The sequence below is a fragment of the Idiomarina sp. 29L genome, from assembly GCF_004123135.1.
Taxonomy (GTDB): Bacteria; Pseudomonadota; Gammaproteobacteria; order Enterobacterales; family Alteromonadaceae; genus Idiomarina.
This window is the reverse complement of sequence record NZ_SDJS01000002.1, coordinates 370,004-382,991: the sequence shown is the minus strand read 5'-3', so window position 1 is coordinate 382,991 and position 12,988 is coordinate 370,004. Positions and strand designations below refer to the sequence as shown.

Below are 12,988 nucleotides of genomic sequence, written 5' to 3'. Positions count from 1 at the left end.
CACGTTTGCTTCCAAATCACGCAAAAAAGTGTGCGTTTATTAGTCGCAAAAAGTCACGCAGGGAAGTGCGAGCTCATTGTGAACGATCAAGAAGATGCGAGTCCCGGCAACCTTATTGAAAAAGCAGTTCATATCCTGAAGAAGTACAAACGCCTTTCGTTAAAAGACGCCTCGGTATCATTGGTTTTAGGTTCTGACTGTTATGAGTCTGTGCTGGTTGATCGACCGATGGTCGATCCGGAAGAAATCGCTGAAAGTTTGAAGTACAGCTTAAATGATCTGGTCTCATTATCTGCCAGCGATATTGTTGCGGATTATTATGAATTTCCAGAACAACCTACCGGCCAGGATAAGATTGTAGCGGTCGTTGCTAGCAAGAGTTTGCTGAGACCTTGGGTGGATTTTTTTTCTGAAAGCGACTTGTCATTAGTCGCCATTACTGTTTCTGAACTGACCTTGCCTAGCCTAATTAAGCCGCCTGCGCATCCGGAAATGGTCATTTATCAAACTCAGGAAGGGCATTACCTAGCTCAAATTTACACATCGAAGGGATTGTTGTTTACCCGTCTTTTGCGCGGCGTTGCTGCCATAGACGCTTATACCGAAGAGGAAATAGAGGCGGGAGCATTGGAGCCGCTGGCAACGGAACTGCAACGATCAGTCGACTATTTCGAGAGTCATTTAAGGCAAGCACCCATAAAGCACATTCATATTGCCATTGAACATGTAAAGCCGGGAGTTGTTGTAAAAAACGTATCGCAAATGCTGGCGGTCGAGTGCGATGTTTACCGTTATCCGCAGTGGTCGCAAGAGTTAATAGAGGGTGATTTTACAGACTTGCCCGGCCTCGCCGTATTCGAGGAGTTGCGGGTATGAAACAAAGCGTTAATTTATATCGGGGTGACTTGGTACCGGTTCAACAGCGACTCACACTAGCTAAATTAGCGACAGGACTGGTTGCCTTGGCGGTCGTGGTTTTTGCATTAGTAATTTTTTCCGGCTGGCAACACCGTCAGACACAAGACACAAATAATGAGCTGACAGAGCGACTCAACGGCGTAAACGATCAATTGACGTCTTTACGTGACCGTTTAAATAGCCGTAAACAGAGCCCTGAACTGGTCTCTAAGAAAGCCGAACTGCAAGCTTACATTCAGGATGCGCGAACGTTTCGACAAAGTATCAGTGACTTTGAAACGTCTGAGTCGTCGGCGGTTGCTTCGCTATTAAGTGAGCTGTCGGACATTACCCCACAAGGCGTTTGGTTAGAACGTTTTGGGCTGGACGGTGAAAAGATATATTTAAAGGGTTACGCAACCGATACAGAAAAGCTAGTGTTGTGGATGGATAAGTTTGACCAGTCCGAATTATTAGCCAGTAAACGCTTTGCGGTCGTTGAACTGTCACGTAGCGAAGAGGGCTATCAGTCTTTTCAACTGCGTACCGAAAGACGTGAGGAGCCAGCAAAAGAATGAACCGTTGGCAGCATTTAGAAGAAAGTTTTGGCACGCTCCCGGCACGACAGCGAGTCATGATAGCGGCTGCAGCTGTTTTGTTGATTGTGCTGCCAATGCTGAGCTACGTCATAATGCCGGATCTGGAGAGTGCTGCTGCTCTTAGCTCTGAAAATGAACGTTTGAGTCAGCAAATCGAGCAGGTTAATTCGGCGTTGGGTGAGCTGAAAGGCGAGTTCGATGAGGACATTAACGAGCCGCTAAGACAGGAGATAAAGCAGCTGCAGGTGTCGGCAAGTAATGCGCGGCAGTCGGTTGAAAATAGTGCAACCTTACAGGAGGTTTCACAGCGCAGAGCATTTCTGAACAGCGTACTGAATACGTCGGACGCTTTAGAAATCCAGAGTTTAACGGCTAAAGAGCCGCGTAAAGTTTTTGAAACAGGAAGTATTGCACTTTATGAGCATGCGGTAGAAGCTGTATTTACGGGTACCTATTTTGATGTTTTGGCGTTTGTGAGAGTGCTGCAAAGCCAGCACCCAAATGTCATTTGGGCTCACTTTGATTATCAGGTTAAACGTTACCCGCAAGGGCAGATAACTCTGGAGTGGCATTTGCTAAGTACCGACAAGGAGTTTATCAGTGGTTAAATGGTTAGGCGTTGTTCTGATATTACTGTTAGGGTCGGTTGCAAGCGTAAATGCCCAGACAAAGGACCCAACACGGCCGCCTGTGGATGCGGAGCCGTCATTAGCATTGGCTGAAGTTGCAGATATTCAGCTGACACAAATTATCTATTCTGACGTTAAGAAACTGGCGGTTATTAATGGTACGTCTTTGCGAGAGGGCAATACCATTGCCGGTTTTACGGTGTCAGAAATATTACCGAATAAAGTGAATTTAAACCGAAGTGGTGAGCGTATTACGTTGAATGTTTTTCAGCCGCTAACGGAGTTGAAGTCGGGAGCTGAACAATGAGAATACTATTGCTGGCAATGGGTGTCGCCATAGCGGGATGCGCGTATCAACCGGGGTATACTCCAAATAACCAAAAAGAAGCCATGACGCCCGAGAGTCAAGCTAACGCAGCGGCGCCGGCGCGTCAGGAAGGCATGCCAGCGGCTGTCAGTGAGTACTTACGTCAAGACGTTAGTGCGCAGGAACAACAGGGTATTGAGCTTCTTGAAGAAGACCGTTTTGTGCTGCAGGCGGAAGACATTGATGCGAAACAATTCTTCTATGGTTTGGCCGCTGATACGCCATATAACATGCTAGTGCATCCAGACGTTTCGGGCTCTATTTCACTGAGTCTTAAAGACGTGACACTCAATGAAACCTTGAGTGCGGTTCAGGATATTTATGGTTTTGAGATTCGCCGTCAGGGGAGAACCATTCAGGTTTACCCGGCGGGTGTGCGTACTAAAACATTCTCGCTCGATTATTTGTCGTTAAAACGCTTTGGCATGTCGCAAACGGAAATATCCGGCGGTGGCGTGAGCGAAGAGCGTGATAATAATCGCTTTGGGGGAAACAGTAATAACTCTAGCGCTTATAACTCAACAGGAACGCCATTTATTGGTAATGATAGCGGACAGTTGAACCGAACCAATCAACAACTTCAAGGCAACGGCTCCAGCATCAACACCCAGTCTGAAACCGACTTGTGGGGCGATCTAAAAGAAGTGATAGAAGGCATTATTGGTGGCGGCAATGTCGTTTTGTCACCGCAGGCGGGTATTGTCAGTGTTACAGCTTCACCAGATAAGTTACGAGCGGTTGGTGACTTTATTGACACTCTTGAAAGTCGCTTACAACGTCAGGTAATACTGGAAGCCCGGATCATAGAAGTGACCCTGAATGATGGCTATCAGCAGGGGATTAACTGGAGTGATTTGGCGTCGGGTAGTGCGGGTTTTGATGTCGAATTTAACGGCGTTACGCCAAGTAATGCGACCTCCGCAGCTATCGGTGGTTTGTTTGGTCTTAGCTACAGTGATGAAGCGAATGGCTTTAACGGCATGATAGAAATGCTGCAAACACAAGGCACTGTGCAGGTTTTGTCTAACCCGCGTGTTAGTGCCTCAAATAACCAAAAAGCCGTTATCAAAATTGGCGAAGATGAATACTACGTAACGAACGTCGACTCTACGACGAACCTTGCCGGTGGCAGCGGCGCTGCTGTATCTAACTCAAACGTCGACTTAACCCCGTTCTTTTCCGGTATATCGTTAGATGTTACCCCGCAAATTAGCGACGACGGTGAGGTCATCCTTCACGTACACCCGTCAGTTGTTGAAACAGAAGAGCAACAAAAAGTCATTACCTTAACCGATGGTGAGCTCGTATTGCCGCTGGCGCGCAGCAATATCCGCGAATCAGACACTATTGTTAAAGCGCGCAATGGTGAAATTGTTGTACTGGGCGGCCTAATGCAAACCGTTAATTCAGAAGAAGTGGGTAAAGTGCCGCTTCTGGGTGATATACCGCTGTTAGGCGAACTTTTTACAAACCGTCGTAATCGTCAGGAGAAAAAAGAGTTGGTGATTCTATTGAAACCAACCGTTGTTGGTGTTGATACCTGGCGCGATGAGCTTAAACGCTCTCGTGAACTGTTGAATGAATGGTTCCCGGATATTGAGCAATAGCGAGTATGTACCTGTACCACTACGGCTTACGCGAACTGCCCTTTACGATAACGCCGAACACGCAGTTCTACTACGATCTTAAAAGCCATCACGAGGCGTTTGAGGTGGTGTTGACTGCGCTGAAAACTGGCGAGGGTTTTATCAAAATCACCGGCGAAGTGGGTACCGGAAAAACCTTATTATGTCGGCGTTTACTCAATGAAATGCCCGACTTTTTCAAAGCGGCCTATGTGCCAGACTCCTACCTGGATCCGGCCGAACTCAGACTGGCGATTGCGCAAGAGCTTGATGTTGACACCGAGAAACTCGGCAATCAGCAACAGTTGGCCAGAGCCCTTCAGCAGCGGCTTTTAGACATTAGCAAAAGTGAACAGTCGGTCGTTATTCTTATCGATGAAGCGCAAGCGTTGCCTGAAGAAAGTCTTGAAGCGTTACGGCTGCTCTCTAATTTAGAGACGGAACGCCGCAAGTTGGTGCATATTGTGTTGCTTGGTCAACCAGAGCTTGACGAGCGGCTATCACAAAAAGCGTTTCGGCAGCTACGCCAACGCATCAGCTTTTCTCACAAGTTAACGGCAATGAACGCAGAAGAGACGGCTGACTATATAGCGCATCGCATGCAGGTTGCCGGCTACAAAGGCACGCCTATTTTTAACTGGAAATTAATTAAACAAATTCATCGGTGCAGTCGCGGCGTACCACGGTTAGTGAATATGCTGTGCCATAAAATGATGTTGCTTGCCTACGGCGAAGGGCGTCATAAATTGACGAATCGTGACCTTAGGTTCGCGGTGAAAGATACCGAAGATACTCGGCTGGAGTCAGGGCGCTGGCTGCCGTTAACCATTGGTATCGCAGCAATGTGTTTGTTAATAGCGGCTATGGGCTATTGGCAAATCACGGAGGGTGGACTATGAGCTTAATTAATAAAGTCCTGAAAGACCTCGACAAGCGTGGTCAAGAGCCTTTTGACCGCGAAGCAGGCGGTAGCGCTGTAGAGCGCTCTGAGCCTCGCACGAAACTTCCTTGGATAGTGCTGGGTCTGGCAGTGGTTGGTATCTCTGCTGGTATCGTGCTTTGGCCGGCAAGCGACAGCCAAACGATGACGGTGTATGAAGCGGAGCAACCACCGCAGCCTGAGAAGGCTCAACAGAAACCGGTGCAGACAGAAAGTCCGCGGGCTGAAGCCAGGTCTAATGATGGCAAGCTCAATGGTAATCTTGATGAGCCTGAAATCGCTAGTACCGATAAGCGTGCGACAGTCAGACAATTAGAAGCAGGTACAGACAATAAACTAAGCGAGTCTCAAGAGCCAGAGCTCAGGCAAACTGAAGAATTAGCGGAAGCGCAATCAGAAAAGCAGCCAGAGCAAGTACCGGAAAGAACAGAGAAAAGAGCAGAGGAAAAGAGGACAGAGAGTGACTCCGTCTTTGTAAAAAAATCAGTTGATCTGACACCAGAAGAAATTGCTCAACAGAATATTGAAAAAGCGGAGAAGGCTCAGCAACAGGGTCGCTTAACTCAGGCCGAAGAATACTGGCGACAGGCGTTGGCTGTCACCCCTGATAACAAACAAGTGCGCAAGCAGTTGGCCGCCTTGCAATATGGCCGCAACAAAGTAACTGATGCGTTAGCGACATTAGAAGTGGGTTTTCAGAGAGACCGGACGGACACCGACTTTCGGATGTTGAGTGCGCGTATTCTTGAGCGAGAAGCAAGGCCTGGTGCCGCGTTAAATGTGTTGCTTAAAAACTGGCCCAGCGCGGAAGAAAAGCCCGGATACTCACACAAAGTGGCGCTGCTGGCGCAGGACACTGGTCACTATGAAGTGGCGGAAACCGCTTATACGCGACTGACTCAGGCGCAACCTCATGAGGGGCGCTGGTTTGTGGGCAAGGCGGTCGCTCAGGAAAATCAAGGAAGTGCGGCAGCCTTAACCAGCTATCAACAGGCGCTGGAGCGAGTCACGCACGAGCCTACTCGTCAGTTTATTGAAGCAAAAATTGCTGCCTTGTCAGCACAAGCAAATTCAGCAGGTAAGCCATGAAACGTCCTCGCCTCAAAATGCGGTTGGGTGATTTGTTGGTTCATGAGCAAATCATCAGTGAAAAAGAATTGGACACAGCGCTAGAGAAACAACGAGAAACCGGGCGTAAGCTTGGCGCGACGCTTATCGACCTTGGCTATATTACTGAGCATCAACTGCTGGAGTTCTTATCACAGCAACTCAAGCTACCCCTGTTAAGTATCTCCGAGCGGCGAATACCGCCTGAAGTTTTTAAACTGTTGCCGGAAGTCCAGGCTCGGCGTCATCGGGCATTAGTCATTGAAGCGGACGACAACGAAGCGTTAGTCGGCATGAGTGACCCTGCCGATTTGTCCTCTATTGATGCAATAAACCAACTACTGGCGCCGCGACAAGTGGAGTTGGCGGTGGTTCCAGAGGGCGAGTTGTTAAGTGCGTTCGATAACCTCTACCGCCGTACGAAAGAAATAGAAACCTTCGCTAGCCAGCTTCAAGACGAGTATGAGGAAACCTCTGAGTTTGAACTCGGTCAACTGAGTCTGGACGAAGAGGGCGATGAAGCCACCGTTGCCAAGTTGCTGCAGTCGGTTTTTGAAGACGCTGTTCAGGTTCGCGCATCGGATATTCATATAGAACCCGATGAAAACAAATTGCGTATCCGCCAGCGTATAGACGGTGTGCTGCAGGAAAACGTACTTGATGAAACGAATATAGCCAATGCGCTGGTGCTGCGGTTAAAACTGATGGCGGGACTGGATATTTCCGAACGTCGTTTGCCTCAAGACGGTCGCTTCAACATGAAAATTCGCAAGCACAATATTGATGTGCGTGTGTCGACCATGCCGACTCAATATGGTGAGTCATGCGTCATGCGTTTGTTGGATCAGTCCGCGGGATTGTTGTCGCTGGAGCAAACTGGTATGCCCGACAATATTCTGAAGCGGGTTCGCTCCCTTATTAAGCGACCACACGGCATGCTGTTGGTAACCGGTCCAACGGGCTCCGGTAAGACCACAACGCTTTATGGCGCACTGAGTGAATTGAATACCGAAGCCAAGAAAGTTATTACTGTGGAAGACCCGGTTGAGTATCGCTTACCACGAATTTCCCAGGTTCAGGTTAATAATAAGATAGGCCTCGATTTTGCCCGAGTGCTACGAACCACTTTGCGTCAGGATCCTGACATTATCATGGTGGGTGAGATGCGCGACCATGAAACCGTAGAAATAGGGCTGCGAGGCTCTATTACCGGCCACTTGGTTTTGTCGACACTGCACACCAATGACGCGATAACCAGTGCTATGCGCTTAATTGATATGGGCGCCCCTTCTTATTTGGTCGCTGCGGCACTGCGCGGAATACTAGCGCAACGCTTGGTTCGCAGGGTGTGCGAAAAGTGCACCCAAAACTATCAGCCGGATGAAGCAGAGCAGCAGTGGCTGGAGCATTTATTAGAAGGCAGCAGCGAGTTTGAGTTTAAACATGGCATTGGCTGTCAGAACTGTAACCATACCGGGTATCATGGGCGTATCGGTGTGTTTGAACTTCTGGAAATGAACGGCGAGATGATGGATGCGCTGCGCGACAACGACACCCGGGCGTTTGCACACGCCGCGAAAAGACACCCGGGCTATCAGTCGATGGCGTCTGTTGCGTTAGAGTATGCGCGTCAGGGTGTGACGACCGTCGAAGAAGTTTTATTCCTGGCAGAAAGTGTTGAGGACAATATCTGATGCAGTTTCGTTACCGCGCCCGCGACAAACAAGGTCAGTTACAGACTGGCGCCGTGGAAGCTGGTGACGAGCGCAGTGCGGCTGATGCCTTATTGAAGCGCGGCTTAACACCGGTTGCACTAGAGAAAGGAGCGGCAACGAGAGCTGCGCTTCCGGGCTGGGACGTCCTGAAGGCAAAAATCGCAGATGCTTTACAACCTAAAGTCTCACTCGATGAACTTATTATATTCTGTCGACAAATGTACTCGTTGACGCAGGCGGGTATCCCCATGCTTCGTGCTATAGAAGGGCTGGGCGACACCACGCAAAATAAACGTTTGCGAAAGGCATTGAAAGACATTCACGAACAGCTCGAGCGTGGCCGGAATTTGTCGGCAGCCATGGCTAAGCATAAAGGCATTTTCCCAAGGCTTATTATTGCTATTGTCCATGTCGGCGAAAACACTGGCCAATTGGAAGAGTCGTTTCAGCAGTTAGCGGTTTATTTAGAAAACGAGCAGGACACCCGTAAGCGCATTAAAGCAGCGACGCGTTACCCCAGCTTTGTGCTTATCGCTTTGGTGGTGGCAATGTTTGTATTGAACATTTTCGTTATCCCCACGTTTGCGTCTATGTTTGAGCGTTTTAATGTGGAGCTGCCTTGGGCAACGAGAGCATTGTTAGGGTCGTCCCAGTTTTTCGTCGCTTACTGGCCATTGCTGTTAGCGTTCATGGCTGGCGCTTTTTTCGGTTTGCGGTATTACAAAGAAACCCCGCCCGGGCGACTCATGTGGGACACGTTAAAGCTGAAAGTGCCGGTTATTGGGTCTATTTTACGCCGCGCCATGCTCGGACGTTTTGCGCGAAGCTTTTCTGTCATGCTGGGAGCGGGCGTACCGCTAACACAAGCTCTGTCGTTGGTGGCGGAAGCTGTTGATAATGCCTGGATGGAAAACCGAGTTATAGAGATGCGTCGCGGTATTGAGCGTGGTGAGAATTTGTCGCGGGTGGCCAAACAGTCTAACTTGTTTACGCCCTTGATCTTGCAGATGATTTCGGTCGGTGAAGAAACCGGGCGTGTGGATACCTTGCTGCTGGAAGTGGCCGAGTATTATGAGCGCGAAACAGACTATGATCTGAAGACCTTAACAGCGCGTATTGAGCCGCTGATGATAGCCGTTGTAGCGGTTATGGTGCTCATATTAGCATTGGGTATTTTCACGCCAATGTGGGATATGATGAGCGCTTACCAGGGACGTTAATAATGACGGAAAACGACGTTCAAGAACGTAGAGGCATTCGGCGATTGCAGAATGTGCTTGTCGTTGCGGTATTTTTGCTGTTGTCAGCAGTAGCCGTAAGAATGTTGCTTATTGATGAGCCGCAGCACTGGCGGGAAACGGAGAAAGACGTCGCATTATCGACGTTTTCAGAAGCGGTGAGCTTAGTTCGGGCTGAGTGGTTGCGGCAAGGAAAACCCGGTGTTGTTGCGTTATTTGAACGTGCCGATTCACCGGCAGGTTTTATTAAGGTGAATGAAAAAGGATGGCCGTCGGCTGATAATGACTGCTTGGTTTTGTGGAGCAAGTTAGGTGGCGAAATACCCGCTAGCGCGCTGAGTGCGAGAAAAGATGAAAATCGCTGTTACTTTACCATTAATGAGAAACCATGGTTCTGGTTTGATACAGATCAAGGTCGGATACAGCGAGAAAAACGCCGGTAGGCATTGTTGAGAACTTGTTATAAAATGGATTTATAGAGGCTAATTATGAGTGGGAACATGGGCAATAGACAGAAGAGACAACAGGGTTTCACCATTATTGAACTGATAATTGTCGTGGTGATTCTCGGCTTGCTTGCCGCTGCGGCGATTCCGCGCTTTACGGACGTTTCCTCTGATGCCGAGGATGCCGCGCTTGAAGGCGTTGCCGGTGGCTTTGCCAGCGCTGTTGGTATTGTTCGTGGCGAGTGGGAGCTGAGTGGACGTCCTAAAGGGGCTGCGTCCACCGGTGCTGGCGCTGAAGTGTCGATGGATCAAGTGTTGCTTTATGTCGATGGTAACACCGGCTATCCGGTGAGTGGCGACAATAGTGCTGCGCACGATGAAAATATTCAGGCATCTGACTGTGCAAGCATCATGCAATCAATATTGCAGGGTGCCCCGACAGTGTCGGAAGACTTTGCTAATCTGGAGGAGACTCGTTACTACACGTACGTGACGCAAGATTCGACAACTGGCAATGATATGTGTGTTTACTACTTGGCGAACACCATAAAAAATGAAACGAATGCGCCATCTGGTGATGATTATCTGACACTGGGCAACGCTTTTGTTTATAATCCACGTAATGGCGGCGTGAGTATTCACAGCAATAACCAATAATTTTTTAAATCACAACTGAGAGCTTTAATTATGCGCAATCAAAAAGGTTTTACTCTGATCGAACTGATCATTGTCATTGTAGTTTTGGGGATTTTGGCAGTAACCGCCGCACCTCAGTTTATTAATTTTTCAAGTGACGCTCGTACTAGCGCCTTAAAAGGTATGGAAGGCTCTATTAAGGGAGCTATGCAGTTGACTTATTCTAAGGCCGCTGTAGAAGGTGTCGAGACTGACTCGACTGCTACGGTATCTGTGAAAGGCACTGATGTTGATTTGGTATTTGGTTACCCAGATGCTTCTGCTGCAGGTATCATTGAGGCTGTAGATGCTGGGTTTGCTACTGATTTAAGCAATGACTGGGTTTACGCTGTCGTTAGCGGAACGCCAAACACCGTTGTGATGGCACAGTCTTCATCCGTTACTGCTTCTGACCCTTTCGCTACCTCAGATATTACTGGTTCAGGTTGTTATTTAACGTATACTGCTGCGAGTGCCACAACAGCAACACCTCCGGTAATTTCGCCAGCAACTATTGCTGTTAGTGATCAATCGGGCTGCTAAAAAACTTGAAGCCCGCAGAATCCTCTGCGGGCTTTCAAATTAAGGCCAACTATGAAGTCCCAAGGCTTCACACTAATTGAGCTCATCATCATACTGGTTATTATCGGTATCCTAGCCGTATCTGCCAGCCCTATTTTTATTAGTGATTCCGGTACGAAAAGCCAAACCACACGTCTACAGGCGATGAGTATTTTGCGGGCAGTTCAACAGCAGGCGATGCAAGATACGGTGAACGACTATAGCGTGTCTGTGACAGAGAGCACTTTGGGTAACCCTCCGTACAGCGATGACAATAATCTTCAGCTGAGTAACTTAGATGACATCACGTTTTCGCCTGCAGACATAACAATAGGCTTCAATGCGTTGGGGCAGCCAACGGATGATTGTGCTGGTGGCTGTGCGGTAATCATTACTGAAGGCTCAGGCGTTAGCCGCACTATCAGCATTAATAAAGAGGGCTTTATTGATGCGCTATAAACAAGAAGACGGGTTTACGCTTATAGAGCTCATAGCGGGCATTGTGGTTATTGCTATTGTGACGTTAGTCGTTACCGCAGGGTTGGGACAGTTGTTTCGGCAAAGCGTTGACCCCTGGCAGCAGATTAGAGCGACTGAAGTTGGGCAAAGCCTAATGAATGAAATAATGGCGCGCCGTTTCGATGAAAATTCTAACGTTGGGAACCAGTATGTGCGTTGCTCTGAAGGCTCGGGAAGCTGCACAACACCAGCACCATGCCTCGGTGACGGAAGCACGCCCAATGCAGAAGAAGCTCAGCGCTCTCAATTTGATGATGTCGACGACTACAATGGTTTGAATCTTAACGGCGCCCAGCTCAGTGGCTCATCACCTAACCGTTATAATGGCTTTGAAGCCCTGGTATGCGTTGCTGAAAAAGAAGCGAATAAGTTGAAAAGAGTTACCGTCACCGTAACAACACCGCAAGACGAAAGTATTGAGTTCAGCTCCGTTAAGGGGAACTGGTGATGAACCCGCAACGAGGTTTTACCTTAATCGAACTTATTATTGTCATTGTTTTGCTGGCAATCGTTGCGGGTTTTAGCTTCCAGTTTGTGGGCATTGGTGCACAAATGTTTAGCTCTGGCTCTGAACGTTTACAAACTATTGAGAAAAGCCGCTTTGCTATTGAACGACTGACCCGGGAAATACGCGGCGCGGTCCCAAATAGTGTCCGTGTGAGCGGTGACTGTATTGAGTTTGTTCCCGCGAAAGTGGTGGGGGCTTACTACGACACACCGATTCGGCCCGATTCATCGAATGAAATGACGTTGGTTACTTTTGCAGGCAGTCCAGACGCTTCCAATATTGGCTGGGCGCTCGACGGTACCGAACGCGTCTTTATATATGCGACACGACCTAATTACATCTACGCGGATACCCCACAGCGTTACGCTAATATTGACGGTGCTTACCCTGCTACCAGTGTCGATAATAACTTGCCATTAGAAGAGGGGAGTCAGTTTGCAAAAGAGTCCCCGTTAAAAAGAGCTTACATTGGCAGCCCGCCAGTAAGTTTTTGCCTAAGCGCGAGAAGTCTGTTTAGAATCAGTGACTATGGATGGAGCCAGGCGCAATCGGAGTGGACCGCTGGAGACTTGATGGCGACAGGGGTGAGCTCTGACGAACCCTTTGACGTCACCGCTAATAATCAGCAAAGTAATAATATAGTCACCATACAGCTTCAGTTCGGTGATAATGCGGAAGAGCAAGTTTTCTATTATCGCGAGGTGCACATTCCCAATGCGCCATAACAGCCCTTTCAAACCAATAAATAAACAACGAGGCAACACCCTGGTTATCGCGGTGTTTGTGATTGTCGTGCTTGGAGGATTGGTTGCGGCACTGGCCAGTTTACTGAGAACCTCTTCTGAGAGCGTGGTCATCGAAGTGCTCGGTGCACGCAGTTATTTGGCTGCGCAGTCAGGTTTGGAGCAAGCGATGATGACGGTTTATCCTTTAGGCAGTGCTCCTGATACCAGTTGCGGTGTTGATGCGACTGAGTACACCTTTGCCGGCAATCAGAGTCTTGAGCAGTGCAGCGTGGATGTTAGCTGTAGCAGTACTGAATATACCGATGAGTCGAATACAACATATACTCACATTGTCATCACCTCGAGCGCATTATGCGAAGCGGGTGAACAGCGCGCCTCGCGAGAGCTGCAAATAGAGACGCGGGTGGAGAACTGAT

The 12,988-nt window shown here is 48.7% G+C and carries 16 protein-coding genes; all 16 read left to right on the top strand.

Features of this window, described 5'->3' with window-relative positions; genetic code table 11:
• Positions 1–30 precede the first annotated feature (30 nt).
• From EST55_RS05470 to EST55_RS05395, 16 genes are read left to right on the top strand one after another with little or no spacing between them, the layout of a single operon-like run.
• A complete protein-coding gene (locus EST55_RS05470) occupies positions 31–876 on the top strand; it encodes a Type II secretory pathway component (protein WP_240665252.1) in 846 nt (281 codons plus the stop codon).
• Positions 873–1,475 (top strand): PilN domain-containing protein, encoded by a 603-nt coding sequence (locus EST55_RS05465; protein ID WP_129496763.1) that lies wholly within the window; start codon positions 873–875, stop codon positions 1,473–1,475. The genes EST55_RS05470 and EST55_RS05465 overlap by 4 nt, the downstream gene beginning before the upstream one ends.
• The gene (locus EST55_RS05460; protein ID WP_129496762.1) at positions 1,472–2,104 is read left to right on the top strand and encodes a Type II secretory pathway component; all 633 of its coding nucleotides are present in this window, start codon (positions 1,472–1,474) and stop codon (positions 2,102–2,104) included. Before EST55_RS05465 ends, EST55_RS05460 begins: the two co-directional genes overlap by 4 nt.
• Positions 2,097–2,432 (top strand): general secretion pathway protein GspB, encoded by a 336-nt coding sequence (locus EST55_RS05455; RefSeq protein ID WP_129496761.1) that lies wholly within the window; start codon positions 2,097–2,099, stop codon positions 2,430–2,432. Before EST55_RS05460 ends, EST55_RS05455 begins: the two co-directional genes overlap by 8 nt.
• Positions 2,429–4,099: a pilus (MSHA type) biogenesis protein MshL gene (gene mshL / locus EST55_RS05450; RefSeq protein ID WP_129496760.1), complete on the top strand. Its 1,671-nt coding sequence runs from the start codon at positions 2,429–2,431 to the stop codon at positions 4,097–4,099. Before EST55_RS05455 ends, mshL begins: the two co-directional genes overlap by 4 nt.
• 5 nt (positions 4,100–4,104) lie before the next feature.
• Positions 4,105–5,016, top strand: coding sequence for an AAA family ATPase (locus EST55_RS05445; RefSeq protein ID WP_129496759.1), 912 nt, complete (start codon positions 4,105–4,107; stop codon positions 5,014–5,016).
• Positions 5,013–6,146, top strand: coding sequence for a tetratricopeptide repeat protein (locus tag EST55_RS05440; RefSeq protein WP_129496758.1), 1,134 nt, complete (start codon positions 5,013–5,015; stop codon positions 6,144–6,146). The genes EST55_RS05445 and EST55_RS05440 overlap by 4 nt, the downstream gene beginning before the upstream one ends.
• The gene (locus tag EST55_RS05435; protein ID WP_129496757.1) at positions 6,143–7,858 is read left to right on the top strand and encodes a GspE/PulE family protein; all 1,716 of its coding nucleotides are present in this window, start codon (positions 6,143–6,145) and stop codon (positions 7,856–7,858) included. Before EST55_RS05440 ends, EST55_RS05435 begins: the two co-directional genes overlap by 4 nt.
• Entirely contained in the window at positions 7,858–9,099 is a 1,242-nt protein-coding gene (locus EST55_RS05430; RefSeq protein WP_129496756.1) for a type II secretion system F family protein, read from the top strand. Before EST55_RS05435 ends, EST55_RS05430 begins: the two co-directional genes overlap by 1 nt.
• 2 nt (positions 9,100–9,101) lie before the next feature.
• Complete coding sequence (locus tag EST55_RS05425; protein WP_129496755.1) at positions 9,102–9,560, top strand: Type II secretory pathway component; 459 nt, start codon at positions 9,102–9,104, stop codon at positions 9,558–9,560.
• A gap of 45 nt (positions 9,561–9,605) precedes the next feature.
• The gene (locus tag EST55_RS05420) at positions 9,606–10,220 is read left to right on the top strand and encodes a prepilin-type N-terminal cleavage/methylation domain-containing protein (protein ID WP_240665251.1); all 615 of its coding nucleotides are present in this window, start codon (positions 9,606–9,608) and stop codon (positions 10,218–10,220) included.
• 30 nt (positions 10,221–10,250) lie between these two features.
• Entirely contained in the window at positions 10,251–10,781 is a 531-nt protein-coding gene (locus tag EST55_RS12400; RefSeq protein ID WP_129496754.1) for a prepilin-type N-terminal cleavage/methylation domain-containing protein, read from the top strand.
• 51 nt (positions 10,782–10,832) lie between these two features.
• Positions 10,833–11,258, top strand: coding sequence for a prepilin-type N-terminal cleavage/methylation domain-containing protein (locus tag EST55_RS12395; protein ID WP_100690852.1), 426 nt, complete (start codon positions 10,833–10,835; stop codon positions 11,256–11,258).
• Entirely contained in the window at positions 11,248–11,766 is a 519-nt protein-coding gene (locus EST55_RS05405) for a type II secretion system protein (protein ID WP_129496753.1), read from the top strand. The genes EST55_RS12395 and EST55_RS05405 overlap by 11 nt, the downstream gene beginning before the upstream one ends.
• Positions 11,766–12,551: a prepilin-type N-terminal cleavage/methylation domain-containing protein gene (locus EST55_RS05400; protein ID WP_129496752.1), complete on the top strand. Its 786-nt coding sequence runs from the start codon at positions 11,766–11,768 to the stop codon at positions 12,549–12,551. Before EST55_RS05405 ends, EST55_RS05400 begins: the two co-directional genes overlap by 1 nt.
• Complete coding sequence (locus EST55_RS05395) at positions 12,541–12,987, top strand: Type II secretory pathway component (RefSeq protein ID WP_129496751.1); 447 nt, start codon at positions 12,541–12,543, stop codon at positions 12,985–12,987. Before EST55_RS05400 ends, EST55_RS05395 begins: the two co-directional genes overlap by 11 nt.
• Position 12,988 lies beyond the last annotated feature (1 nt).